This window comes from Dolichospermum sp. LEGE 00240, from assembly GCF_015207875.1.
GTDB classification, from domain to species: domain Bacteria; phylum Cyanobacteriota; class Cyanobacteriia; order Cyanobacteriales; family Nostocaceae; genus Dolichospermum; species Dolichospermum gracile.
This window is the reverse complement of the sequence record NZ_JADEVZ010000047.1, coordinates 13117-39530: the sequence shown is the minus strand read 5'-3', so window position 1 is coordinate 39530 and position 26414 is coordinate 13117. Positions and strand designations below refer to the sequence as shown.

The window sequence follows — 26414 nt, the reverse complement described above, 5'->3', positions numbered from 1 at the left end:
GTGCAGGGAGGTAGGGGCAGGGTGCAGGGGGAGAAAAATACTTAATCTTGTCTCTTCTCTTGCTTCTTCACTGTCACCTGTTACCTGTCACCTGTCACCTTCTTCCTGCTTCTTAACAAATCTTTAACCATCCATTAAAACAGTACCGTAAATTGGTCAAGGATAGAGGATGAATTGTGAATTTTCATGTTGTTTTCGGCGATTTTTGCTGTCGGTTAGGTATTGGTATAGATAGCGAGACGGTTGGAGATTGCCTGAGAATAGCGATCGCTCATATCTTCGAGACTAACCTGGATTAACTTCTGATTATCTGCGGTGAAAATCTCTAAATTGCCGGAATTAGATACTTTTCCTAGCTTTTGCCAGTTCTTTGGCAGATTTTTCTGTAAATAGGACTCCCATACTTCTTGGTTTTCTTGACTCACAGAAACTAAAATCCTCGCCCCACCTTCACCAAACAGCAGTTCATCAAATCGGGAATCGTGATTTGCACTAATTGGGAAATTAATTTCCGCCCCCAAATTTCCCGAAAGACAAGATTCCGCTATAGCAACAGCTAAACCACCTTCAGCCGAATCATGGGCAGAATTTACCCAAAGGGCGCGAATACCATCACGACAAGCTTTTTGTACACACCGTTCTAAATCAAAATCAATTTTAGGGGGTTTACCTGCGATCGTATGATGAATCGTCGCCAAATATTCAGAAGCACCCAATTCTATTTTAGATTTTGGATTTGGGATTTTGGATTGAATAGGTAAACCCAGAAGGTAAATTACATCCCCGACATTTTGCCAACCTTGTCCACAAATTTTCGTTAAATCAGGAATTAACCCCACCATACCCACAACCGGAGTCGGGTAAATTGGTTGAGGATTACCTTCCCCATCAAAAGTTTCATTGTAGAGAGAGACATTCCCCCCAGTTACCGGCGTTCCCAACTCCCGACAACCTTCACTCAAACCTCGACAGGCGGATGCTAATTGCCAATAACCAATGAGTTTTTCCGGGCTACCAAAATTGAGGTTATCTGTCACAGCGATGGGTTCAGCACCCACACAGCTAAGATTCCGGGCAGCTTCCGCCACCACTGCCTTAGCACCCTCATAGGGATCAAGATAGACATAACGAGAATTACAATCTACCGTAGCCGCAACACCACTTTTGGGACTGGGGACTGGGGACTGAGGAGACTCTAAGGGACGGATACGAATCACAGCCGCATCAGCACCACCGGGTAACAATACAGTGTTATTCTGAACCTGATGGTCATATTGGCGATAAACCCAGCTTTTAGAAGCAATGGTGGGAGTATCTAGCAAAGTCAATAAAATCTGATTCCAACTTTGCCAACTTCCCGCAATTTCAATCCCCGCAGCATTGCAAACAGGTAAATTATCACTTGTCCATTGCCATGCTTTTTGGGCATATTCGGGGGCTTCTGTTAATAATTCCCTTTCATACAAAGGCGTATTTTCCGCCAAAGCATCAGCCGGAATTTCCGCCGCAATTTTCCCCTGAAACCAAATTCTGACAATGGGTTCTGCAATCACTGTCCCCGCAACTACCGCTTGCAGTCCCCAACGGTGGAAAATATCAATTAATTCCTGTTCTCGTCCTTTTTCAGCAACAAACAACATTCGTTCTTGAGATTCCGAAAGCAGGTATTCATAAGGAATCATTCCCGATTCCCGCACCGGAATTTTATCTAAATCGAAATTAATCCCCACACCACCTTTAGCCGCCATTTCCGACGTTGAACAGGTGATACCCGCAGCGCCCATATCCTGTGCCGCTACTACAGCCCCGGTTTTAAATGCCTCTAAACAAGCTTCAATTAAGGACTTTTCGACAAATGGATCTCCGACTTGCACAGCGGGACGGTTATCCATTGATTCATCAGTCAATTCCGCACTGGCAAAACTCGCGCCGCCCATGCCATCCCGTCCGGTGGTTGAACCCACATACAGCACCGGATTTCCGAAGCCAGAAGCCCCTGATTTGACAATTTCCGACGTTTCCATCAAACCCAGTGCCATGACGTTGACCAGGGGATTTCCAGAGTAGGCGGGGTCAAAATAGACTTCACCACCAACTGTGGGGACCCCAACGCAGTTACCATAATGACTTATACCCGCCACTACGCCTGTAAATAATCTTTGGGTTTTCGGATCATTCAAATCACCAAACCGCAAAGAGTTCAATAAGGCTATGGGACGCGCTCCCATTGTGAAGATATCTCTTAATATCCCACCAACTCCGGTTGCAGCACCTTGAAATGGTTCAACGGCGGAGGGGTGGTTATGGGACTCTATTTTAAACGCTAATTGTAGTCCGTCGCCGATATCCACAACTCCGGCATTTTCGCCGGGTCCAACGAGAATGCGGGGGCCTGTGGTGGGAAACTGTTTGAGTAAAGGGCGGGAATTTTTATAACAGCAATGTTCTGACCACATCACCCCAAACATACCGAGTTCGGCTTTGTTGGGGTGACGACCTAAGCGGCGGACGATTTCGGTATATTCTTCTGGTTTTATGCCTTCTGAGGCTATTTCTTGGGGAGAAAAGGGACTTTCACCAAATATGGTCATGGAAGTTATGCACCAAGAGGACAGAAAAATATTCTATCTGGTTACGGCAATTAAGATCCTGAATTTCTTTTTAATCTTGTCAAGAAATTATCAATTATCAAGTTATTCATAATGTTATAATGTAACCACTTTTTACCCTGTATTTTTATGACATTGACAGAGATTTTGCCATCACTGCGAAAATTATCTGATCAAGAAAAAATCAAAGCTATTCAATTTTTAGCCGCAGAATTAGCTAAAGATGCACAAAATTCAGCTTTTCTTGAAGATGGTAAAACTTATGAAGTTTGGTCGCCTTATGATGCTTTTTCAGCCGAAAAAACTTTAACTGATATGTTGCAGCAGCATTTACAAAAAGAAACAAAAGAAATAAATGACATTCCAAAAACGCTTTAAATTTATCGAAAAATCAAACTCTGTAGGCGAAATTAGTCTTGTTCCTCATCTTCCTTTTCGTTTATCATCTGAAGATCATTCGATTTCAACATCAGGATTATTAGACACCGGAGCAAGTGTCAATGTTTTACCTTATGACATGGGATTAGAATTAGGACTGGATTGGGATAAATGTAATATATCAGTTGCCCTAGCAGGTAACTTAGCTAAATTTCCCGCAAAAGGAGTTATTTCATCAGCTACAATTGACCAATTTGCACCTGTAACGCTGGTTTTTGCATGGACTAAATCTGAAAATATACCTTTACTTTTAGGAAGAATCAATTTTTTTCAGGAGTTTGATGTATGTTTTTATGGTTCTCAATTAGCTTTTGAAATTTCTCCTAAATCTATTTAATTTGATTTACTGAATAGAATGAATATTATTTTTGAACAACTCTCAATTGTCGGTTAGCATTAAAATCTTCGTCCTTCTTCAATTATTTCACGGATTAAGTTTTTATCTAAACCTACTTCTTTTCTTAGTTGTTTCATTCTATTAATTGCGTCTTGAATTGATTTTTGAGTAGTAATTTTTCCCCAAGCGTTATGTTTAATTGTGGTAGTTTCTGTATTATCTAATGGTTGGACAACTACCAATACTTCTACAGATTTATCTTTAAAATTTGTATGGGTTTGGATTTGCAATATACCATCTGTGCCGATATGTGCCAGCAATTTCATTGTTTCCATTTTTCACCACTATTTTTAGGTACAGGTTGCCAATTTCCCTATTTATTCATATCTATATTACTACTTAAATTAAAACTTCAACTTCTTGAGCGATACTTGTAGGTTGGGGAATTGGTAAACCTGACTCTATTAAACCTTCTATATGAAATTCTATGGACTCTACAATTAGTTGTTGAACTTCTGCTAATGTTTCAGCTACAGCTATACAACCGGGTAAGTCGGGAACATAAGCACCATAGCTAGTATTTCCTTTTTCAATTACTACTGTATAACGCATTATTCTTCCTCCAATTGTGCTTATTTCTATATACTTTTTATTGTACCAATGGGTACGTCAATATTAGGTTTACCGGAAACTGTAACAGTACCAAGTTTCTCAGGATGTTTAAACTGACGATGACTTCCTCTAGTTCTGGCTAAATACCAACCATCAGCTTCTAGTCGCTGAATCACTACTCTTACTTTCATATTAACATCTATTTGTAATCAATAGTTTGATTTATTGTATAATTAATTATGGTCGCTTCCTGATAAAGTATGCAAAATACCCTAACCATTACTATTACTCCAGAACTGAAAGCAGCACTTTTAGAAATTACTCAAACTGAAGGTATATCTGCTGATAGTTTAGTCGGTAAAGCTATTGAGGACTACATCTTTACACACAAATTCCGTGCATTGCGTTCTGACTTGATGCAAAAGAATGAAACAGTTTACACAGATGAGGAATTTTTTGAGATAATTTCATGAAGCTAGTTATAGATACTAATAATTAATAATAACATTTGTAACACTATGTTCTGAAAATATGAATAAACAATATAGAATATATTTAGATGTTTGTTGCCTTAATCGTCCTTTTGACGACCAAACTCAATGGCGAATTAGGCTAGAAACTGAAGCAATTTTAGAAATTATCAATCATTGTCTATCTGGAAAATGGCAATTAGTCAGTAGTACAGCTTTAGAATTAGAAATTGCGAGAACTCCAGATATAAACAGGAGAGAACAAGTACAAAAAGTCTTAACAATAGCTCATGATAAGATTGTAGTCACAGAAGAAATTACTCGACGAGCAATAGAATTAACAACCTTTAATATTAAAAATTTTGATGCTTTTCATCTGGCTTGTGCTGAAAATAACGCTGATGTTTTCTTAACTACTGATAGCCGTCTATTGTCAAAATCATTAAGCTATAAGGATAATATAAATATAATAGTTGCTAATCCAATGATCTGGTTAGCAGAAGCTACTAATAATATTGTACAAGGAGGAGAAAATGACCCCAATTGAACTATATAGGAAAGGATTTAAAGCTCTTGTAGATGCTTTAGGATATGTTGACGCTATCAGATTTATTCGTCAATTTGATAATGGTAGTGGAGACTATACAGAAGAACGTCATCAATGGTTAGATCAGGTAACAATGGATGAAATATTAGCAGATATTAAGAAACATCAAGAAACTATCTAGGGGAAAAATATCAAAAGCTTTTAATTTTTGATTCTTTCAACCAGGAGTCACATTAATTAATCAATTCTTAATTAGTAATCAAATTCTTGTTTTCTTCCTGTGAATCCTAAAATCCTGGACATCCTGATTCAGACAAATTTACTCTTTAGGTACTAAAGCAATACGATAACCCAAAGCATCTAAAAATTCAATTAAGGTGTAAATTTCATTTCCGGCATTTTCTGATAACAATTTATCAAGTTTTTCATAACGTTCTTTTGCCATTTCTGAGAGATTATTACCCAATATTCTGGCATCAATAATATCTTTTAATGCAGAACGCAGTATTTCTGGTTCACGTCCTTCTTCATCTAATTCTAAAAAAGTTTCTAGATAAGCTGTAGCTTCTTCTATGTCTTTGAGAGAAGAAATGAGATAATCATGGTAACTTCTGCTTTTAGCTGTTGCTGTTTTCACTTCTGTCATAATCTCTCCAATATTCTTTAGCTGTTAAAATGTCTTGATCTTGGGTGCTTTTATCTCCGCCACAGAGTAAAAGTATTATTTTTGACCCGATTTGTCCAAAATATATCCGATAGCCTGGTCCATAGTCAATTTTTAGTTCACAGACTCCTTCCCCAACTGCACGGTAGTTTCCTAAATTACCTGATTCAACTCGTTTCAGTCTACTTCTTATTTTAGCTCTTGCTGTTATGTCTTGCAAAGAATTAAGCCATTCTTCAAAAGGACTTTTGCCGGTTGGTGTGATATAGTTTTGTACTTCTCTTGCTTGTGCTTCCACTTTTGGTTTGTTAATACTGCATAAATTAGTTTACTGGAAATTGTTTTTTCTGTGTAGAGAGTGGAAGGTAAAGCAATTTGCTAATTAACTGCATCAATTGATACATCATATTTCTCTGCATTATGCAAATTAGAAATATAAGGTGGAAGTTTACCAAAACTAATTCTTTCTACATATTTAATGGCGCGATGTTCCTCTAATGAGGTTTGAATTAAGGTGTTTATTAACAACCGAAATTTATTAACATCTGCTTGAGATGGTGATTTTAATTGTGAAGCTAATAAACTGGAAATTTGCAAAATCAATTTAAGATTAGGTAAGTTAGCTTCGGTTTGTTCAATGAGTTCATATTTTTTATTAAGACAATATTCATTACCCACATGAGAATAATCAGCCAGTGTTTTTAAGAGTTCTGGTTTCCAATTAATAATTACTTGTTTTATTCCTGGAATTTTATTTAATAAAACCGCGATAATTTTCGGTAAGTTAGGAATGAAATCACCGATATTTCTAAATCTATAGATAGGAGTATCCAGAATTAATTCTATTGTGCTAACTGGTGGTGCGCCAAAAGTATAAGTTTCTAATGTATAAGGTGCAACAGGTTTTAATTCGCTTTCACTAATTCGTTTAGTAATTAATGTAGCCGCAGCACCGCCTAAACTATGTCCAGTGACGAAAATATTTTTGTTGGCGTTTTCTTCTCTTTGGATAAAGTCTTGTAATTGTTGCCAGAAACTTTTAACATAAAGATTAAAACCGGAGTGAATTGCTTCTGAATTGGGGAATGCAAGTAAGTTAAAGAAGTAATCATCTAATCTTTCTGTACCTCTAATCGCAATGACAATATCATTTTCTGTTGATAGAAGTAAACCACAACAAACTAATTCATCGGTATCACTTAAAGGACGTGGTGCTGAGATAAATTCTATGGTTTGATATGGTGGGAAAAATGATGGATAACCTGTTTTTAGGATATTGCTGACTAGATCATTTCCTTGTTTATAGGCGATGTAAGCGAGTTGAGAAATACAAGCCATTTCTAGGGTGCGTTGTCTGTCGGTTGATGTTTTCATGTTTGTTAATTTTTGGGTGGGTTTGATTATGTAATTACAGGGTTGTAGATTTATTGAGCATAGTTTGTAATTCTTTCTGCACTTGTTCAAGTTCTTGGCGTTTTTGGTTAATAAATGCTTTTTCTATTTCCCGTTGTTCTAGGTTTTCTTGGTGAGCTTTTTCTTGTTGTTCTAGAATATTTTCATATATTGATATTGTTTCTTTAATCACTTGACTAGCTCCTTCAAAGCGATTATTAAAAACTGTGTTAATAATTCCTTGTATTGCTTCATAAACTTTATCTTTCGGAGAAATTTTATCCTTATCTTTTGATTTTTCATGAAATTTTTGCATTCCTATTTGACAAATTGTTGTTTTGATTTTGGTATGTATCCCATCTACATCCAGCATACTTAAGCCAAGTGAACTAGCAATTGCAGCAGCAACAGCAGCAAAAGCAATTGCAATAAATCCAATGCCTGTAAAAAAGATTAATGCAGCAGCTAAAGCACCGCCTATTCCCAAACCTCCACCTATTCCTCCAAGACCCATAAAGTCATCATTTAAACCTGTGATAGAAATATTAATTTGCTTGCTAAAATTTGTTTTTATTTGTTGATCTAGCTTGTGAAACTCCCCTTCAATTTTATCTAGTTCATAGTTTATATAGGCACTTAATGATTCAAGATGTTTTTGAAGAATTTTTTCTTTTAATGTTTGATTTCCCCATACATCTATATCTCTCATTAATTCATTCGTGAATTGAGTAGTATAATATTTAATAAGTTTGTCCTGACTAAATACTGGGTTATGTTTAGAAGACCATTGCTTACTTTTTTGAAGTATGCGTTTTTCTAATCCTTTATTCCATTCTTCCCAAGATTTTTTAGTCTCTTCAATAACTAATTGTTTTTTTTCCTCTACTAAATTATAAATTCTGATATCACACCCACTAGCCTCACCTATTTTTTCCAAAATTTCTTGTTTTCCTGTCGCTGAAAGTTTTATTTTTCCGTCTAATGATTCCTCGACAATATCCAAACTGTCTAAACATTTGGTAATTACTTGAGTTATATCATTAACTGCACGATTAATTTTTAATGTTCCACGCTCTAAAGTCAAGAATTTCTCTAGAGATTGAGTAAACATTTGGAAAGATTGTAAATATTCATCATTATTTCCATTTTGAATTGATTTCAGTGCTGCTTTAGCAGAAATATAATGTACACGATTGATTTCTTTGAAAACAGGTAAATTTTCTTTTTTGACAAAACTTTCAAGTCTCTGTTTTACATCTTGAATATCTTCTTGACTATCGAGGTTATCCATGAAATTTACTAACACAAAAAGATTATCAGCAGGTTCTTTTCTAGAATTATTATTAAGCTGATATCTTACATCATGCAGTAATTATTTTTCTTTTTCAGGAAGTAGACGCATAGCATTAGTTAAGAAAATGGCAGCATCTGTATCTGTTAGTATTTTTTGAGTAATAGCTGTTCTTTGAGGATGTTCATTTAATCCAGGTGAATCTACTATTTCTACACCATTTTTGCATAATGCTAATTCAGGATGTTCAAAAATAATTTCCTCAATATTAGATTGTGCTAATTCATCACTACGATGTTCTAGAGCAGCTTCTTTAGAAATTGTAGCTTTTACTTTATACTCTTCAAAAGCAATTTCCTCACTTCTCCCATCTTTATAGCGACAAATTACCCGCTTTTGAGTTCCATATTTGAGAACTGTAACTGCACCACTACAAGGAATTGCTCTAACTGGCTGAATTTCTTCACCTAACAAAGCATTTAACAAAGTTGATTTACCTTGACTAAATTCTCCAACAACAGCTAACCTAAATCGCTGAGATTGTATTTTTTTAGATACTGTACTCATCTCATTGATGAGAGTATTTGGTAATAAATTATGGTTTTGGCATTCTTGAATTATCTGAAATACTTGATAACAATATTTATCTGATTTCTGACGATAGACTTGGAACTTTTTCAACTCATCATAGGATACACTTGTATGCTTTTGAGTAGTTTTAATTTCTGGTTTAGCAGGTAAAATTGCCAACATATCACTTGCAGCTTTTACAAAGACTGTATCAAGTTCTTGAAACCGAGAAGTATCTAGTAAAAAATGTAGTTCATTTAAAGCATTTGCATCAAAATTTCCTTGATGAGTAAATGCAATCTCAAAAATTTCTAAATATTCAGATTTAACACCTAAATTTTTAGCAACTATTCCTAAATATTGCTTTTCTTTGATGTCTATATCACGAACTTCTAAATATTCAGATTCAACGCCTAAATTTTTAGCAACTATTCCTAAGTATTGCTTTTCTCGTAAATCAATTTCACCATCTGCGACTGAAATTTCATAACCAAAACCAATTAATAATATTTTTTCTGATTCTGAAAGTGGCAATGTTAACTTTAAAAAATCCTGATTTTTTTTATAAGTTTGATTTTCTTTACCTCCTTTAATCATCAAGTTTGTTAATTTCTGTACATCACTATTTGATTGACTAAATCGAGATAAAATTTTCTGTAAATGTTGTTTTTCTTCTTCTGAAACTGTCCCATCTACAAATATTACTCCCATTAGCACTGTTACTAAACCAGCTAAAAATAATACCTGTGGTGTGATATCCCGTTGACTCAATTTTTGTCCTGTGATGCGTGATAATAAATCAACAGTCTCAGAAGTAACTCGTGAAGTATCCATAAAAATCACCAGTGGATAGAGTGGGTAGCTTGCAAACAATCCAAAACAGCATAGGAGTATTACAAGCAACAACCGCCCTCATCGGTGTAGGAACAGTTGCAGGTGTAGCATTAACAGCCGTGAACTTACACCAAACCCTGAAATTGAGGAAAGAAGTTGAGGAAATGCGGCTGGAGGTCAAAAATGGCTTTATTGACTTGAAACAAGCCTTAAAAGACCAAGGAGCAGAAATTAGACAACTAATTGAACAGGTAGCCCAAGATATCAAATTTGAACAACATCGCACCGTTTTAATTAGGGCTTATGGTTTATTTGTGCAATCTATAAACCGTTTACGTTCTGCTATGCAATTACAAGATATTAGCCGCCGAAATGCAGAAATTGACGCTGCTAGAGGAATGTTATTTGAGGCTTTAGCAGATTATACTAATCCCCATTTATTAGCAGAAACCTGTGCGCCTGGACAACTGCGCCGGTTAGAATGTTCTTGGGCTATTGAACAGGCAATTATTACAACTTATCAGGTGCAAAATGAAGTTTCCGCAGTGAGCGATCGCCTATCGCAAATCCAAACTAAAATATGTGAAGATGCCCATACTGTAATTAATCACTGTGAATCCCACGACGAACTTGATTTTCTCTTTCCTGAACTTACCCGCATTCATCATCATGATTTAGTAATCATTGAATCATGGCAAAATCATGTAGATTGGGTAAAATCTCTACCTCCAGCCGAATTAAAACTTTTAAATAGTGCAGATTTTCATAATTCAGAAATTACCCAAACTATCACTAATTCAGAAATACCACCAGAACAAATCAACTATGAAAATATAGCCGAAAAATCTCATTTTTATTCCTTACGTGATCAATTATTATTTATGTTTGCGCCAGAATTACGCCGGGAATATGAAATTTATGTGAGTCAACAAGCCGCAAATTCTGGATATAGAACCTTAGTTACATCTAACTTACAACAAGCATCGGATTTAACTGTTGCTAATCTTTTTTACTACTTTAATATTAGAGATGAATCACAGGAAGAAGTAAAATAGCAATTTCCAGGCAAATGAGTACAACGAGCAATGATTAACCGCAGATGGAAGAGTAACCATTCAGGGGGGTAGAAGAGCGATAGATCTAATCTAAGCTACTTTTTTTAAATTTTAATTCCATCCTGTGGTACTGGCTTATAATTACCAAGGGGCTGATGCTCCTGTACTTATAAGTCCAAGGGGGATAGATGACAATTAAACGGTTGCTGTTAATTGGGCTAACTTTGTTAGCGATAATGTTGTCAGGGTTGTCTTTATTAAGTAGCTGGCAAAAACCTCAGTTCCAGAGTCGTCTAGAATTGTACCAAACGAATATTGTCTTACAAGCCCAAGCATGGCAACCACAAGACAGCAGCGACGAAAGTATTCAAACACTTCAAGAATCCATTCTCGGCGCTAATCCTCAGATGAGTGCGACAAAGCAATATCGGGAAGCGAGTGAATCTGTCAAAACTAGTTTAGAGGCAACTAAGAAAAAATTAGCAACCCTGCAATCTTCAGCAGCTACTCTAGTTTCCGCAGCAGGAAAAAGTTTACAAAAATCTATCCAACAACAAGAAAAATTATTGGCAGAAGTAGATTTGCGACTGGGAATTTTACAAGCACAGCAACAGGAAATAGACAACGCTATTAAAACTTGGAATCAATTACAGCAATCATCGAATATCAATTCTAAATATCAAGAAGCTGCTCAAGTATTAAGTGGAATGTGGAGTCAACCCCCTCGTTTATTTCCCAAAGCCGAACAACTAATTCAACAAAATTTAGATGGTTGGTTTCGTTCTACGGCCTTAGAACAATTGTATCAACTCCAACAACGTCAAGAACCCCTAGCAGCCCTGAAAATTGACCAACAAGCAGCAGCAACCCAAGCATTGTTAAAATTAGCGATAATTGCCACTATCCCCACTTTAACAGCCTTTATTGGCCTAATTCTGCTGCTTTTCTTATTGGCTCAACGCTTGCTTAAAGGTCGAGAATCCTTTTTAGCTACAAATGGCAGTTTAGTTTGGTCTACTCCTTGGAATTGGGAAATAATTATTCAAGTTTTTGTCCTCGGATTTTTCTTAATGGGACAATTATTTATCCCCGAATTATTATCTATTTTGCCTATTCCTCGTGGTACAGGAAATGCCAGAATTGAAGCTTCTGTGGTTTTAATTAGTTATATGTTAGTGGCTTTTGGTTCTTTGTCAGTTCTATATTTTTCCATTAGGCGTTTTTTCCCTCTTCCTGACAACTGGTTTCGCTTCAATTTCTTCAGTAATTGGTTTTTGTGGGGCTTTGGTGGCTATTGTACGGCTTTACCGATTGTGGTAGTAGTATCACTGATTAATCAAAAATTGTGGCAGGGACAAGGTGGCAGTAATCCACTTTTGCAAATGGCACTAGAAAGCCGCGATAATACCGCATTAGGCATATTTTTCTTTACCGCAGCTATAGCTGCACCATTGTTTGAAGAGTTTCTATTTCGAGGTTTTTTATTACCATCTCTGACTCGTTATACTTCGGTTTGGGGGGCAATTTTCATCAGTAGTTTGCTATTTGCGACTGCTCACCTGAGTTTATCAGAAATACTCCCGCTGACAGCATTAGGAATGGTACTAGGAATAGTTTACACGCGATCGCGCAATTTACTTTCTTCTATGCTTCTACACAGTCTTTGGAACAGTGGCACGTTAATTAGTTTGTTTCTTTTAGGTGGTAATAATTAAGTTAGGGAACAGGTAATAGGTAATAGTTTTGATCCTAACTACTAACTTCTCAACTAAATAGTTGGAAAAAATCAATTGCACAGTTTAAAAATTCCTAAACCAATTAATTTTGTAGGGGCAAACCCCCTGTGGTTGCCCCAAATATCGGGGTAGGCACGGGGACGCTACCCCTACATTAAATCCAAATCTTTTATATAATTAATTTTGCTTGCCTACTTCTTAAAAAAATCTTCCGGATTTGACAATAATAGATATGTAGAAAAATCCATAGTGTTGGATATTTACTGATTTTAAGGTTAATTATCACCTAAAATTTGGTAAATATTCGGCACAATATTTTTATGCAAATTTTGTTATGTTTGAACAAAAAATTTAGTATTTTAATGATTGCTTGTTATCAGCATCTTATCATCATTTAATTCATATATAGGATTACCAATCACCAAGGAGTATAACTCAATATGAGTAATATCAACCCATCTCACACTATGAAACAACTGTTAGCTGGTTATGCTGGAATTATTTTTGGTGGATTTGGGCTACATAAATTCATTCTTGGTTATACCTTAGAAGGTTTTATTATGTTAACAGTTTCTATAATTGGTGGTTCTTTTACCTATGGATTTACATTAATAGTTATGCAACTTGTTGGTTTGATTGAAGCCATGATTTACTTAAATAAATCTCATGAAGAATTTGTTAATACCTATTTTGTGAATAAGCAAGGTTGGTTTTAGAAAGTTTGTCATGTAAAATTAATATGCAGTTGCTCAAATATGTTTCTCAAATATAAACAGATACACTTGTTAGTCTTGCTAATAATGAGTACGGGATATTTTAGTATAGTATCAGATTGGGAAATTAATTATTTCTGTAAAAGCCTAATTTTGATGTTACCAGTACAATTAACTGCTGTAATTTATACAGCTAAAATTAAACTATGATTTTTGTAATATTTGGATATGAATTTTAGTCTCACGCAAAGGCGCAATCACGCTTCGTGATCTCCTATAGAGTAGACGCAAAGGTAAGAGTTTTAGGAACAGGGAACAAATTGGTGTGTACTTCATTAGAGAACTCCACAAAAAAGATGATCCAATTTTGGAGGGTTGGAGAAACTTAATATTGTTCACTTGGTAAAGGTGGCAGATTTCGCTTAACCTCAAAGTAGAGACGCTGGTTATTAAGCGTTAAACTAACAAAAGCGAACCTCAAAACTAGCCATGCAACTGATCCCAAAATCTGAAATACTTATAGAATCTGTACCCCCCACAAAAATACTTAACTCAGAGAAAATTATTTTAGATGTTGGGGGGATGAAGTGTGCTGGATGTGTGAATGCGGTAGAAAAACAGCTTATTCAACATCCGGGAGTTAAAAGCGTTTGTGTTAACCTCGCAACAGAAGTTGCAGTCGTAGAGGTAGAAATTGGTACTGTAGATGCAGAGGCGTTAGTTCAGGGATTAACGGCTACAGGATTTCCTAGCCAATTACGGACGGCTAAAAGTGCTGGTGATAAATCTGCAATCCCGAATCCAGAAGCAAGACAACGCCAGGAAATGCAGGGGATAGTTAGACAGTTGGGAATTGCTGGTTTATTACTGCTACTATCGGGAATTGGTCATTTTGGTAATATTGGATCTGTTATTTTTCCGTTTTTAAATGATATCTGGTTTCATTGTGGATTGGCGACGATCGCTATTATGATTCCTGGTAGACCAATTTTAGTGGAAGGTTGGCTAGGTTGGCGACGGGGTGCGCCGAATATGAATACTCTCATTGGCTTGGGAACGCTAACAGCCTATATTGCAAGTTTAGTGGCGTTATTGTTTCCCCGAATGGGTTGGGAATGCTTTTTTGATGAACCTGTGATGATGTTGGGTTTTATTCTGTTGGGGAGGACTCTAGAAAAACAGGCGAGAGGACGTGCGGCTAAAGCGTTTCGCCAATTGTTGGCTTTAGCCCCCCAAACAGCCCGGTTAATTATTAACCCAGAACCGGAAAAATTGATTGCTGGGGCCAATATTATGGAAATTCCAGCGGAACAGGTGCGTGTGGGTGAATGGTTGCAAGTGTTACCAGGGGATAAAATTCCGGTAGATGGTGAGGTGCGGTTTGGACAAACTACCATAGATGAGGCGATGCTGACAGGGGAAGTAGTACCTGTGATGAAGCAACCGGGAGATGCTGTGACTGGGGGAACTTTAAATCAATCGGGAGCGATCGCTATTCAAGCTACTCGCACCGGTGATGATACAATTTTAGCCCAAATTGTGGCTTTGGTAGAAGCCGCCCAAACTCGCAGGGCCCCAGTCCAAAAATTAGCAGATACGGTGGCTGGGTATTTTACTTATGGTGTCTTAACTGCGGCTGGTTTAACCTTCCTATTTTGGTATTTGCTGGGAACTCACCTCTGGCCAGATGTTACCATGTCCGGGGCGATGGTAATGGCTCACAATATGGGAGATAATTCCCAACATTTAGTCCCGCACACTCAATATTCTTCCCTATTAATTAGTTTAAAATTAGCGATCGCTGTCATGGTAGTTGCTTGTCCCTGTGCCTTAGGATTAGCTACCCCGACAGCGATTTTAGTAGGAACAGGTATGGGTGCAGAACGGGGACTATTAATCAAAGGTGGCGACGTTTTAGAAAAAGTCCACAAACTAGACACGGTAGTTTTTGATAAAACCGGAACTCTCACCACAGGTAAACCCACCGTCACTGATTGTCTAGTGATTGCCGAATCAACTTTACCATCATCTCTCATTCAACTAGCCGCAGCCGTAGAAAGTGGGACTTATCACCCCCTAGCTACAGCCATTCAGCAAGAAGCCAAAGCCAGAGAGTTAATCATCCCCCATGCGGTAGACTTCCACACCGAACCAGGTATGGGCGTATCCGCTGTCGTCGAGGGCAAAAAAGTGCTTTTAGGTAATTGGGAATGGTTTAATTACCACCAAATCAAGATTCATGAAACAGCCCAACAACAGGGACAAAGACTAGCCTCAGCAGGAAAAACCGTCATTGGTGTGGCGGTAGATGGAACATTAACCGGATTAATTGCCGTTAGTGATACCCTGAGACCAGATGCGAAAACCGCAGTAGATAAACTCCGACAAATGGGTTTGCGCGTGATGCTCCTCAGTGGTGATAGATTAGAAGCAGTGCAGGCGATCGCTCAACAACTAGGAATCGCCAACACCGACATCATGGCAGGTATCCCCCCAGCCCAAAAAGCCGCCACCATTCAATCTCTTCAACGTGGGGAAATCAACACAGTGGTTGCTATGGTAGGAGATGGCATCAATGACGCTCCAGCCTTATCACAGGCTGATGTTGGTATCGCCCTACATTCGGGAACAGATGTCGCCATAGAAACGGCGGAAATTATTTTAATGCGAAATTCCCTGACCGATGTTGTAAAATCTATTCAGCTAAGTCGAGCCACTTTTAACACCATCCGTCAGAATTTATTTTGGGCTTTTGCCTATAATACGATAGGTATTCCCCTCGCGGCTGGTATATTATTACCTGTCTGCGGTTTCGTTCTAGGACCCGCCAGCGCAGCAGCATTAATGGCTTTTAGCTCCGTTAGTGTTGTTACCAACTCAATTTTATTAAGGAGGTTTGTCCCCTAGCAGTACAAAGTGAAAGTTATAGCACGAGTCAGGAGTCAGGAGTCAGGAGAAAACCTCTTTGGTAACAAAAGTGTGACTGTTAATTGATGGGACAATCATGGCAATGGAAGCAGCAAAAAATGAAAACCATCTACTGATTATTGAAGATGACCAAGGACGGAAAGAATTTTTTTTGGAAAACCCCGTTTATTCTATTGGTAGAGATCGAGATTGCAATATCCGTCTATTCTCCCAGTTTGTTTCCCGTTATCATGCCACATTAGTAAGATTACCGCGCCCCAATAGTCAACGCTATTATTATCGAATTGTAGATGGTGATGCCAAAGGAAAACCCAGTTCTAATGGTTTAATGATCAACGGGCGAAAAATTACCGCTCATAACCTCCGCAATGAAGATGAAGTTATTTTCGCGCCTCAAGTTCGTGCTATCTATTATCTGCTGCAAAATACAGAGATTTTTTCCTCAACAGATGCGATTGAGTACGACATTACATTAATCAATCCTGGCATGACTGAAGATTCAGAAGCTTGACAGAATCTTGATTTAATTTCCATTTTTCAGTAGGCAACAAACAACACACGGTATCAATGAAAATAGCAATTAGTGGTGCAACAGGATTTGTGGGTAGTCGGTTGGTAGAAAGACTACACACGGAAGGTCATAGAATTTTGGTATTAACCCGCAATCCTACCTTTGCTCAAAAGGTATTTCCCTCCCCAGCATTTCCTAACTTAGAAATTATTGCCTATACTCCTACTGTATCCGGCACTTGGCAAGATGCTATAGCTGGTTGCAACGGAGTCGTGAATTTGGCAGGAGAACCCATTGCTGAGGGACGTTGGACACCAGAACGCAAGCAGGAAATCCTCAACACCCGCAAACTGGGAACACAAAAAATTGTCGAAGCTATAGCTAAAGCCAATCCTCGCCCCAGTATCCTCGTCAATACTTCGGCTATTGGTTACTACGGAACTAGTGAAACGGCCAGTTTTAATGAAGATAGCGCCTCTGGTAACGACTTTCTCTCTCAAGTCTGTCAAGAATGGGAACAGGAAGCTACCAAGGTAAAAGATACCAATGTGCGGTTAGTAATTTTACGCTTTGGGATTGTTTTAGGTAACGGTGGCGCTTTGGGGAAAATGATTACCCCCTTTAAACTCTTTGCTGGTGGACCCATTGGCAGTGGTCAACAGTGGTTTTCCTGGATTCACTTAGATGATATTGTCGGTTTAATTATCCAATCTCTAACTAAATCAACAATGGAGGGAGTATATAATGCCACTGCCCCTCAACCAGTCCGTATGAATGATTTAAGTACAACTATGGGTAACGTCATGAATCGTCCCTCTTGGTTGCCTGTGCCGGGATTTGCCATAGAAGCTATATTAGGAGATGGGGCAAAGGTAGTTTTAGAAGGACAAAAAGTGTTACCCAAACGCACTTTAGAGTCAGGTTTTGAGTATCAATATCCGAATTTGCAATCAGCATTAACGCAGATTCTCACCTAATTCTTAGTTGATATAGTGGTATGCACTTGAATGAGATACAGAATTTACCTAAAAAACCTAAGTAGGGTGGTATTGCCTACCCTGTTCTGACCTACCCGATAGGGAGGTGATGAGATGAATACGCGTGAGTGAAGAATTGACCAACGAGCAAAATTGAGCATAGCGAAATCAGCAATATTGGTCAATGAGGAACGAACACTTTTTTTGTTTTTCTCCAAATATCTGATATAATTAGCAGTGGTAGGTGTAACCCAAATCAAGTGCTGAAAAGCAGCCTATTACAAAAGTTAAAAATTATCTCCAAAAGTCACTAGGGCATAGGGCTTTAAAGCTCAGTTAATGTCTTCAAAGAAGAGTCCCTGAGAAGCCCACACTCACCTGCAAGGGAGTGTGTGGAGTATGTCACGAAGCAATTTGTAGTGTGTTTGGTTGAGGGATAGATTCACCTTCTATTTTCCAAGCTTCTAAGTACATTTCAATTACTTCCTCACCGTTATCAATTGCTTGTTGACGGGTTTTGCCATGAGTGCAGGGCATGATCACAAGATGACTAAATTCTGGAATAGTTACTAAGAAAAGCTGATCTTCATCTGACCATTGAACAATCATACTGTATTGATTCATAAGTCCTAATTCTCCCCTAACTCTTTTAGTTCAGCTAATAACTTTCCTAATTGCTTTTCTAGGTAGGTTGGCACATCATCCCCATCTTTACCTGAAATTGTTAGTGTTTTTCTAATCAAAGGATGTCTCCATCTCTCATGACTGCCTTTCCCTCGTTTTGGTAGATATACAAACCCTTTTTGTTTAATCTCAGCTTTTAATTCCCGAATTTTTCTGGGCATTAATTTTGCCTACTTCTTTGTCCTTATAATTTTATATGAATATGGGACTTACGCGCTATACAAATTAGACATGATCTGCATCAACCGAAATTAATCATTTCCAGCTTTGTTAGTAGGGTGCGTCAGATGGAAAAATATGGCTAATGGTAGTAAAATTATTGGGTCTAACGCACCGTAGAAGCAACGAAAAAACGCAACATATACTTAGTAAAGTTTGTCAATGAGTAAGTCCTAAGATAGTTTAAAAATTCACAAATGCTATACAAACGTTTTGGTCGGACAGAATTACAAATGCCCGTTTTCTCCTGCGGGGGAATGCGCTATCAATATAAATGGCAGGATGTCACACCGGAGGAAATTCCCACAGATAATCAAGAAAATCTAGAAGCTGTAATTCGTCGTTCCGTAGAATTGGGAATTAATCATATTGAAACTGCACGGGGTTATGGAACATCAGAAATGCAGTTGGGAAAAATTCTGCCTCAGTTTCCCCGTGAAAACTTAATAGTGCAAACGAAAGTTTCTCCTGTTGCAGACCCTCAAAAATTTCGCCAAACCTTTGAAAAATCTTTGGCTTATCTTCAGTTAGATTATGTTGATTTATTTGGGTTACATGGCATTAATAATGCGGAAACTTGGGATTATAGTATTCGTGAAGGTGGTTGTTTAGAAGTAGCAAGACAGTTACAGTCTGAAGGTAAAATTAAATTTATTGGCTTTTCTACTCATGGTCCCATAGATATAATTTTCCAAGCAATTAATAGTAATCAATTTGATTATGTGAATTTGCATTGGTACTATATTAACCAATGGAATTGGGCTGCTATTGAAGCTGCAAATAAATTAGATATGGGTGTATTTATTATTAGTCCTTCTAATAAAGGTGGGTTATTATATCAACCTTCCCAAAAGTTAGTTGATTTGTGTGCGCCTTTGAGTCCAATGGTGTTTAATGATTTATTTTGTTTGAGTCGTCCTCAAGTGCATACTTTGAGTATAGGGGCAGCAAAACCAACTGATTTTGATGAGCATTTAAAGACTTTGCCATTGTTAGATAATGCGGCAGAAATTTTACCACCAATTATTTCTAGATTGGAATCGGAAGCGGTCAATATTTTAGGAGAAGATTGGGTAAAAACCTGGGAAACGAATCTACCAACTTGGGAAGAAACGCCAGGAGAAATAAATATACGGGTGATTTTGTGGCTGTTGAATTTGGCTTTGGCTTATGACATGATTGATTATGGGAAAATGCGTTACAATCTCTTAGGACAGGCTAATCATTGGTTTCCTGGTAATCGGGCTGATAAGTTAGGTGAATTAGATTTAAGAGAATGTCTTGTTAATAGTCCCCAATCTGAAAAAATTCCCCAGATGTTAGCAAAAGCCCATAATATATTAGGAAGTGCGGAGATAAAGCGTTTATCTCAGCAGTAGGTGACAGGTGCTACGCCACGGGGACAGGGAACAGGGGACGTTGACAGTGGAAGTACAGTAGACTTCCATATTATTCATTAGATTATTCATTAGTCAGTAGTCAGATGAGTGACTGGTCATTAGCAATTTGCCGTTAACTAATGACTTTTGACCAGTGACAAGATGTTTAACTGGCATCAGAAGAGCTAGATGTCGCTACATCTAATGTACTATTGATCACCGGATTCATCTGTGACATTTTCAACATATCCTGAGTCCAGCCAGGATTAGCAAACTGAGGTAATATTTCTTGGCTAAATGCTTCTGCGGCTTTGGATCTATAGCGGTTGGGGTTAAATATCAGCCAGAGTGTGCGCTTCACCACAACTCCTTCGATAGGGGTGCGGTGCAGGACACCCATTTGTAACTCTTTAGCGATCGCTGATGTAGAAACAAAGGCAGCACCTAAGCCTGATTGGACAGCGTTTTTAATAGCTTCTATGGAATTTAGTTCCATCTCAAACTTAAACCGTCTGGTGTCAATATCACAACGGGCTAAAACCTGATCAATGACTTTGCGGATAGTTGATTGGGAGTCAAGAGCAATGAATTGGAGTTTATATAGGTCTTCTTTTTGGATGGTTTCTAATTTGGCAAAGGGATGGGAGGTAGGTAAGATGAGCGCCAATTCATCTTCAGCATAGGGAACAGTTTTTAAAGATTCCCCTAATTCTGTGGGAATTTCTCCGCCAATAATCGCCAGATCAACCTGACCATTAGATACACTCCAAGCGGTGCGGCGGGTGGAATGGACGTGCAATTGCACAGCCACTTCTGGATATTTTTGTCGAAATAAACCGATCATTTTCGGCAGAAGATAAGTGCCGGTGGTTTGAGATGCGCCTACAATTAATGTCCCTCCTTGAAGATTTTGCAGGTCTTCAATCGCGCGGCAGGTTTCCTGACACAAGCTGAGGATTTTGTCTCCGTAGCTGAGGAGTAAATGCCCAGCTTCAGTTAATTGAGCGCGACGACCACCTCGATCAAATAGAGGGACATCCAGTTGCCGTTCTAGGTTTTGAACTTGTAAACTGACTGCGGGTTGGGAGACGTAAAGGCTATCAGCCGCCCGTTTGAAACTCCCTTCTTGGGCGATCGCTTTGAGAATACGTAACTGATCTAAGGTAAAAGGAAGGTCAGACATAAGGCTTAACCCATAAACTGGGGTGCATGAGTAACTTTAAAAATAAATCGAAATGAATAGTTTGGTAACTAAGCATGATTTATGGCATTGTTAACATTTAAAGAACCGTGAATTTTGACTTTGCTTTGCGGTACTAGCTGATTTGAATTTTGAATTGAGTTGTATATATGATGCCCAATCATTGGTTTACCTCCAGTCATTTTGTCATACTAGGGTTACAATTAGTTTTTGCGATCGCTCACAGCGGAGGGGCAGCTTTACGTCCTTGGGCAGAAAAATACATTGGACCTAGGCTTTATCGCATTATCTTTGCATTAATTAGCCTCCCTTTGGCTGTAATCTTAATTGTTTACTTTTTTAATCACCGTTATGATGGACAGCAACTTTGGCAAGTACAGGACATAACAGGCGTAAGCACATTAGTTTGGGTACTATCAGCTATATCCTTTTTATTTTTATATCCTGCTACCTTCAATCTACTAGAAATTGCTGCCATTCAAAAGCCCCAAGTTCATCTTTATGAAACAGGAATTATCCGTATTACCCGTCATCCGCAAATGGTGGGACAAGTTATTTGGTGTGTAGCCCATACCTTGTGGCTAGGTACTAGTTTTACCCTTGTCACCTCCATTGGGTTGGTACTACATCATCTATTTGGAGTATGGCATGGCGATCGCCGTTTAAGTCAACGTTATGGAGAAGCCTTTGAACTTGTCAAACAGCGAACTTCCATTATCCCCTTTCAAGCGATTATTGATGGTCGTCAATCCTTACACTGGCAGGAATTTCTCCGCCCTGCTTATTTAGGAGTTGCCATTTTCACAGGTCTATTATGGTGGTCTCACCCCTTGTTATTAGTGGCAACAAGTATGATAATGTGGTAGTTTAGTGTGATCCCCAAGATCAACAAAACATATAAATTTAACAAAACTTTGTCCTGATCACTTGCTACCAAAACAATGTACGATAAACTCAAACATATATCATTAGATTTTTTGCCACTGGGATCAGAAAAAGAATTTACTCATCAGGTTTCAGTGGGCTTTATACTCGTAAACAAGAAATAGTCATCCATCAGACTGGAAACAGGCAATAAATAGCAATGTAGAGACTGCAATAACCCGCACTGTCAGCATTGTCAAATTTTTCCCAAGCAGTAGCAATCAATAGCAATCAGGATTGGAAATGTAGAACAGCCAGCGCGGTATACACGGTGGCTTTTTTGTCAGCAGGAAACATCAAAATCCTTAATAGCAGGAGTCAGGAGTCACCGAGTCAGGAGTAAAACCCTGTTGTCGGCTGAATTTCATCAATACCTACGGTGCGTTGACACGAAACAATTGATATCCTCCGCCTTGTCCGTTGCTAAGAAAATTTCAAATTCAAAATGGCATAAATTGCCAATTTGTTCCTGCTGACAATCAACTTTTGATATAAAAACCTTATAATCACAAGAGGCATCATGGTGTTGTCGGTTAATGAACGGACATTTACTCAAGAAGTTTTAGAATCCCCTGTTCCCGTTTTGGTGAATTTTGAAGCTCCCTGGTGTGGGCTTTGCCGCATCATTCACCCGCTGTTATCACAATTTCAGACTCAATGTGGTGATGACCTTAAATTGGTGGGAGTTAACGCTGATCAAAATTTCAAGCTATCAAATACTTATAGACTGAAATCATTACCAACCTTACTGTTGATAGAAAAAGGTATAGTTAGACAAAGACTGGAAGGTTTTCGCAGTAGAGACGATTTACGTCTAGCCTTAGAAGCAATTAAACTCGCATATACAAATCAGGAAAAAATAGATACAGCAGGAGTCAGGAGTCACCGAGTCAGGAGTTAGGAGGTAAGAGGCGGGGAAGTAGGGGGCAGGGGGCAGGGAGAAAAGATTTGCCACTGACAACTGACAACGAAGCAAATCTAAAACCATGGTTAACACCCCACCCAAAGGGTATCGGGTGGGGTATTTTATCCTCAAGGGTGTGTGTCACAATTATGAGCAGTTGGTGAAAATTTTCAGTTAACTGAAGTTTGAGGTGGGAAAATTCAAGCTAACTTGAAGGTATTGGGCTATTGAAAGCAGTAGAGATTAGTAAATAATTTCTAGTCTTTCATTCCCAAACACAAACCCTCACCCCATTGAATTTTGATTTTTTCATCTTCTCATTTGTTTGTACAGAATTCTAAAAGTAGGCGTTAGTGATGGAAGTAATCTATCAGTATGCCTGGCTGATTCCAGTATTACCTCTTTTGGGAGCAACACTGGTCGGTCTAGGGCTAATCTCGATAAATCAGGTGACAAACCGCCTGCGACAATTAAATGCTGTAGTCATTATCTCCCTGATGGGAGCTTCTATGGCGCTGTCGTTGGCTTTACTGTGGAGTCAAATTCAAGGCCACGCGCCTTATCTTTGGACTTTGGAATGGGCATCAGCAGGTAATTTTCACCTGACGATGGGCTACACGATTGACCACCTGACATCTCTAATGCTGGTGATTGTCACAACAGTAGCTGTTTTGGTGATGATTTACACTGATGGCTATATGGCACATGATCCGGGTTACGTGCGATTTTATGCCTATCTCAGCTTATTTGGCTCTTCAATGTTAGGTCTGGTGGTCAGTCCTAACCTAGTACAAGTTTACATTTTCTGGGAATTGGTGGGGATGTGTTCCTACCTCCTAGTGGGCTTTTGGTATGATCGCAAAGCCGCAGCGGATGCTTGTCAAAAGGCATTTGTAACCAACCGGGTCGGTGACTTCGGGTTACTATTGGGGATTTTGGGGCTGTTCTGGGCGACAGGCAGCTTTGATTTCATGATTATGGGCGATCGCCTATCCAACCTAGTAGAAACCGGTTCTATCAGCAATTTCCTCGCCATTCTGTTGGCAATTCTCGTCTTCCTGGGACCTGTGGCTAAATCTGCTCAATTCCCCCTCCATGTCTGGCTACCAGATGCAATGGAAGGTCCTACACCTATTTCTGCCCTGATTCATGCGGCGACAATGGTGGCGGCGGGTGTATTCCTCATTGCCCGGATGTACCCAGTGTTTGAAAATGTCCCAGCCGCCATGAACGTCATTGCTTATACTGGCGCATTTACCGCGTTTTTGGGGGCTACCATCGCCATTACCCAAAACGACATCAAAAAGGGTTTGGCTTATTCCACCGTTTCCCAACTGGGTTACATGGTCATGGCTATGGGTGTGGGCGCTTACAGTGCGGGATTATTCCACCTCATGACCCACGCTTACTTTAAAGCGATGCTGTTCTTGGGTTCTGGTTCGGTAATTCATAGCATGGAAGCAGTTGTTGGTCATGATGCTGTATTAGCCCAAGATATGCGGTTAATGGGCGGACTGCGGAAATATATGCCGGTGACAAGTTTCACCTTTTTGATTGGTTGCTTGGCCATTGCAGGGATTCCTCCCTTTGCTGGTTTCTGGTCAAAAGATGAAATTCTCGGTGCGGCTTTTGCTGCTAACCCCTTCCTGTGGTTTATTGGTTGGGTGACAGCAGGGATTACAGCTTTTTATATGTTTAGAATGTATTTCTCGACATTTGAAGGTAAATTCCGGGGTAATGACGAGAAAATCAAGGTAAAACTCAAAAATGCGGCTGCTGCTTTGGCACAGAAATCAGGGACAGTAGAATTAGCTCCTAATTTTGGTCCTGGGGCGATGAAAAAGGGAGAATTGTCAAGTCACTCCCATGACTCCCACGGACACAGCCATTCGCCCCATGAGTCGCCTTGGACGATGAGTTTACCGTTGGCGGTGTTGGCTATTCCTTCGATGTTGATTGGTTTGGTGGGAACTCCCTACGCCAATTATTTTGAGCAGTTTATCTTTTCTCCTAACGAAACTTTAGCAGAAGTTATGGAAAAGGCTGCGGAGTTTGACCCCCATGAGTTTTATGTGATGGCGGGTAGTTCTGTGGCGATTTCTGTGGTGGGGATTACTTTGGCGGTGCTGATGTATTTGGCTCGTAAAATTGATCCGAGTGCGATCGCTTCTAAAATTCAACCACTCTATGATTTATCCTTGAATAAATGGTACTTTGATGATATTTATCATCGTGTTTTTGTTCTTGGTTTGCGTCGTGTGGCTAGACAAGTGATGGAGGTTGATTTCCGCGTTGTTGACGGCGCTGTTAATCTCACGGGTTTCTTTACTCTTGTCAGTGGTGAAGGTTTGAAATACCTAGAAAACGGTCGGGTTCAATTCTATGCCTTAATCGTTTTTGGGGCTGTTTTGGGCTTGGTGATTTTCTTTGGTGTTACCTGATTTTAATGGGGGCGGTTTGTCCGCCCCTGGATTGTTTTTTTAACGAACCGCAGAGGCGCAGAGGACGCAGAGTTAATGAACCACGAAGGAGCGAAGGAAGCGAAGGAAGAGGGGAAGAAAGAAAATTGAGAGTTGGGGTTGAAAATGGCATTTATCAAAAATAAATAATAAGTTATAATCATAACAAATTATTATAAAAATGTATGACTACTCAAATTAATGCTCCTCCTGCTGTTGATTATGCACCTCTGGAATTACAAGGGGAATTAATGGTTATGCAAGAATTAACCATTGAGGAATTATTAAATATTGCTGAAAGTCAAATTCCAGAAAGTCAGCAAGAATTACATTTTCAACTGTTAGAAAAAAATCAAAATAATCTATTAAGTGAATCTGATCGGTTATTGTTGAAATCTCTGCGAGTGAGTGCTGATTATTTAATGTTAAAAAAAGCTTATGCCTATGCACTTTTAAAGTGGAAAGGTTTTTCTCTTCCAGATTTTGAACAATTAGTATAAAAAGGTAAAATTATGAATATCCAAATTAAACCGGAATTAGAGCAAATTATTCAAGCACAAATTGCCACAGGTAGATATACAAATCCTGAAGATGTAATTAGTAAGGCGTTAAAATTGCTTTTGGAGTGGGATAAGGGTTATCAGAATTGGGTGGAAGAAACACGGGAAAAGGTGGATGTTGCTATTGAACAATTAGATAGAGGTGAAGGTATTAATGGGGAAGTTGTGATTTCACAATTGCGGGATAAGTTGCGTCAAGTGAGAGAGAGATAAGGATGAAAATACATATTATTTCTCCAGAAGCTAGTCGTGATTTATCAGAAATTATTGATTATTTTGTTACTAGAAATATTGATGCTGGAGAGCGTTTTGTTGATGAAAAGCCCTGGCGATTAGAAATCGCGGCTATACAAACGAAGTCCACCTTCGTGGACTAAAAGCAAGATTTCTGAACCAGCCA

30 protein-coding genes are annotated in these 26414 nt (G+C 38.7%); 18 read left to right on the top strand and 12 right to left on the bottom strand.

Annotated features, from left to right (window positions below; all coding sequences use genetic code 11):
- Positions 1-215 precede the first annotated feature (215 nt).
- Positions 216-2591 (bottom strand): phosphoribosylformylglycinamidine synthase subunit PurL, encoded by a 2376-nt coding sequence (gene purL, locus IQ226_RS15790; RefSeq protein WP_193896856.1) that lies wholly within the window; start codon positions 2589-2591, stop codon positions 216-218.
- Positions 2592-2738: 147 nt separating this feature from the next.
- Here purL and IQ226_RS15785 point away from each other — a divergent pair, with 147 nt between their 5' ends.
- The gene (locus IQ226_RS15785) at positions 2739-2987 is read left to right on the top strand and encodes a hypothetical protein (RefSeq protein ID WP_193896855.1); all 249 of its coding nucleotides are present in this window, start codon (positions 2739-2741) and stop codon (positions 2985-2987) included.
- On the top strand, positions 2965-3384 hold the full coding sequence (locus tag IQ226_RS15780; RefSeq protein ID WP_193896854.1) for an aspartyl protease family protein: 420 nt from the start codon (positions 2965-2967) through the stop codon (positions 3382-3384). Before IQ226_RS15785 ends, IQ226_RS15780 begins: the two co-directional genes overlap by 23 nt.
- A 59-nt stretch (positions 3385-3443) precedes the next feature.
- On the opposite strand, the gene IQ226_RS15775 is transcribed toward IQ226_RS15780, so the two are convergent.
- The 3 genes from IQ226_RS15775 to IQ226_RS15765 form a co-directional block, all read right to left on the bottom strand.
- Entirely contained in the window at positions 3444-3719 is a 276-nt protein-coding gene (locus IQ226_RS15775; protein ID WP_193896853.1) for a hypothetical protein, read from the bottom strand.
- A 64-nt stretch (positions 3720-3783) separates the two neighbouring features.
- Positions 3784-3996: a type II toxin-antitoxin system HicB family antitoxin gene (locus tag IQ226_RS15770; protein WP_168493294.1), complete on the bottom strand. Its 213-nt coding sequence runs from the start codon at positions 3994-3996 to the stop codon at positions 3784-3786.
- Positions 3997-4022: 26 nt separating this feature from the next.
- Positions 4023-4187, bottom strand: a complete 165-nt coding sequence (locus IQ226_RS15765) for a type II toxin-antitoxin system HicA family toxin (protein WP_193896851.1) — start codon at positions 4185-4187, stop codon at positions 4023-4025.
- A gap of 69 nt (positions 4188-4256) precedes the next feature.
- On the opposite strand from IQ226_RS15765, the gene IQ226_RS15760 reads away from it, so the two are divergent.
- The 3 genes from IQ226_RS15760 to IQ226_RS15750 are packed head-to-tail and all read left to right on the top strand — an operon-like array spanning position 4257 to position 5194.
- The gene (locus IQ226_RS15760) at positions 4257-4469 is read left to right on the top strand and encodes a hypothetical protein (protein WP_193896849.1); all 213 of its coding nucleotides are present in this window, start codon (positions 4257-4259) and stop codon (positions 4467-4469) included.
- 58 nt (positions 4470-4527) lie between these two features.
- A complete protein-coding gene (locus IQ226_RS15755) occupies positions 4528-5013 on the top strand; it encodes a PIN domain-containing protein (protein WP_193896847.1) in 486 nt (161 codons plus the stop codon).
- Positions 5000-5194 (top strand): hypothetical protein, encoded by a 195-nt coding sequence (locus tag IQ226_RS15750; protein ID WP_193896845.1) that lies wholly within the window; start codon positions 5000-5002, stop codon positions 5192-5194. Before IQ226_RS15755 ends, IQ226_RS15750 begins: the two co-directional genes overlap by 14 nt.
- A 138-nt stretch (positions 5195-5332) precedes the next feature.
- Here IQ226_RS15750 and IQ226_RS15745 read toward each other — a convergent pair whose 3' ends face one another.
- The 5 genes from IQ226_RS15745 to IQ226_RS25200 form a co-directional block, all read right to left on the bottom strand.
- Entirely contained in the window at positions 5333-5659 is a 327-nt protein-coding gene (locus IQ226_RS15745) for a DNA-binding protein (RefSeq protein ID WP_193896843.1), read from the bottom strand.
- The gene (locus tag IQ226_RS15740) at positions 5631-5975 is read right to left on the bottom strand and encodes a type II toxin-antitoxin system RelE/ParE family toxin (RefSeq protein WP_193896842.1); all 345 of its coding nucleotides are present in this window, start codon (positions 5973-5975) and stop codon (positions 5631-5633) included. Before IQ226_RS15740 ends, IQ226_RS15745 begins: the two co-directional genes overlap by 29 nt.
- A gap of 80 nt (positions 5976-6055) precedes the next feature.
- Positions 6056-7051 carry a lipase family protein gene (locus IQ226_RS15735; RefSeq protein ID WP_193896840.1) on the bottom strand — a complete coding sequence of 332 codons (996 nt, stop codon included), beginning with the start codon at positions 7049-7051 and terminating at the stop codon, positions 6056-6058.
- A gap of 34 nt (positions 7052-7085) precedes the next feature.
- The gene (locus tag IQ226_RS25205; RefSeq protein ID WP_228039478.1) at positions 7086-8360 is read right to left on the bottom strand and encodes a hypothetical protein; all 1275 of its coding nucleotides are present in this window, start codon (positions 8358-8360) and stop codon (positions 7086-7088) included.
- 81 nt (positions 8361-8441) lie between these two features.
- Positions 8442-9764, bottom strand: a complete 1323-nt coding sequence (locus tag IQ226_RS25200) for a dynamin family protein (protein WP_228039477.1) — start codon at positions 9762-9764, stop codon at positions 8442-8444.
- Positions 9765-9775: 11 nt separating this feature from the next.
- Between IQ226_RS25200 and IQ226_RS15725 the strand changes: the two genes are divergently transcribed.
- The 6 genes from IQ226_RS15725 (at position 9776) to IQ226_RS15700 (ending at position 17684) form a co-directional block, all read left to right on the top strand.
- A complete protein-coding gene (locus tag IQ226_RS15725) occupies positions 9776-10819 on the top strand; it encodes a hypothetical protein (protein ID WP_193896838.1) in 1044 nt (347 codons plus the stop codon).
- A gap of 188 nt (positions 10820-11007) precedes the next feature.
- Entirely contained in the window at positions 11008-12534 is a 1527-nt protein-coding gene (locus IQ226_RS15720; protein WP_193896836.1) for a type II CAAX prenyl endopeptidase Rce1 family protein, read from the top strand.
- 461 nt (positions 12535-12995) lie between these two features.
- Complete coding sequence (locus IQ226_RS15715; protein ID WP_193896834.1) at positions 12996-13271, top strand: TM2 domain-containing protein; 276 nt, start codon at positions 12996-12998, stop codon at positions 13269-13271.
- Positions 13272-13757: 486 nt separating this feature from the next.
- Complete coding sequence (locus IQ226_RS15710; RefSeq protein ID WP_193896832.1) at positions 13758-16175, top strand: cation-translocating P-type ATPase; 2418 nt, start codon at positions 13758-13760, stop codon at positions 16173-16175.
- Positions 16176-16278: 103 nt separating this feature from the next.
- Positions 16279-16707: an FHA domain-containing protein gene (locus IQ226_RS15705; RefSeq protein ID WP_193896857.1), complete on the top strand. Its 429-nt coding sequence runs from the start codon at positions 16279-16281 to the stop codon at positions 16705-16707.
- Between the two features lie 56 nt (positions 16708-16763).
- Positions 16764-17684, top strand: coding sequence for a TIGR01777 family oxidoreductase (locus IQ226_RS15700; RefSeq protein ID WP_193896830.1), 921 nt, complete (start codon positions 16764-16766; stop codon positions 17682-17684).
- Positions 17685-18086: 402 nt separating this feature from the next.
- On the opposite strand, the gene IQ226_RS15695 is transcribed toward IQ226_RS15700, so the two are convergent.
- Positions 18087-18308: a type II toxin-antitoxin system HicB family antitoxin gene (locus IQ226_RS15695; RefSeq protein ID WP_193896828.1), complete on the bottom strand. Its 222-nt coding sequence runs from the start codon at positions 18306-18308 to the stop codon at positions 18087-18089.
- A 5-nt stretch (positions 18309-18313) separates the two neighbouring features.
- Positions 18314-18529: a type II toxin-antitoxin system HicA family toxin gene (locus IQ226_RS15690; RefSeq protein ID WP_193896826.1), complete on the bottom strand. Its 216-nt coding sequence runs from the start codon at positions 18527-18529 to the stop codon at positions 18314-18316.
- 255 nt (positions 18530-18784) lie between these two features.
- On the opposite strand from IQ226_RS15690, the gene IQ226_RS15685 reads away from it, so the two are divergent.
- Positions 18785-19966, top strand: a complete 1182-nt coding sequence (locus IQ226_RS15685; protein WP_193896824.1) for an aldo/keto reductase — start codon at positions 18785-18787, stop codon at positions 19964-19966.
- A gap of 166 nt (positions 19967-20132) precedes the next feature.
- Here the strand turns inward: IQ226_RS15685 and IQ226_RS15680 are convergent, their stop codons facing one another.
- The gene (locus IQ226_RS15680) at positions 20133-21149 is read right to left on the bottom strand and encodes a LysR family transcriptional regulator (protein WP_193896822.1); all 1017 of its coding nucleotides are present in this window, start codon (positions 21147-21149) and stop codon (positions 20133-20135) included.
- Positions 21150-21316: 167 nt separating this feature from the next.
- Here IQ226_RS15680 and IQ226_RS15675 point away from each other — a divergent pair, with 167 nt between their 5' ends.
- From IQ226_RS15675 to IQ226_RS15650, 6 genes are all read left to right on the top strand, one after another.
- Entirely contained in the window at positions 21317-22033 is a 717-nt protein-coding gene (locus tag IQ226_RS15675; protein ID WP_193896820.1) for an NnrU family protein, read from the top strand.
- 578 nt (positions 22034-22611) lie between these two features.
- Positions 22612-22992 carry a co-chaperone YbbN gene (locus tag IQ226_RS15670; protein WP_193896818.1) on the top strand — a complete coding sequence of 127 codons (381 nt, stop codon included), beginning with the start codon at positions 22612-22614 and terminating at the stop codon, positions 22990-22992.
- Positions 22993-23351: 359 nt separating this feature from the next.
- The gene (locus IQ226_RS15665) at positions 23352-25436 is read left to right on the top strand and encodes an NAD(P)H-quinone oxidoreductase subunit 5 (protein ID WP_193896816.1); all 2085 of its coding nucleotides are present in this window, start codon (positions 23352-23354) and stop codon (positions 25434-25436) included.
- Between the two features lie 203 nt (positions 25437-25639).
- Positions 25640-25954, top strand: a complete 315-nt coding sequence (locus IQ226_RS15660) for a hypothetical protein (RefSeq protein WP_193896814.1) — start codon at positions 25640-25642, stop codon at positions 25952-25954.
- A gap of 12 nt (positions 25955-25966) precedes the next feature.
- A complete protein-coding gene (locus IQ226_RS15655; protein ID WP_193896812.1) occupies positions 25967-26227 on the top strand; it encodes a type II toxin-antitoxin system ParD family antitoxin in 261 nt (86 codons plus the stop codon).
- A gap of 2 nt (positions 26228-26229) precedes the next feature.
- Entirely contained in the window at positions 26230-26391 is a 162-nt protein-coding gene (locus IQ226_RS15650) for a hypothetical protein (protein ID WP_193896810.1), read from the top strand.
- Positions 26392-26414 lie beyond the last annotated feature (23 nt).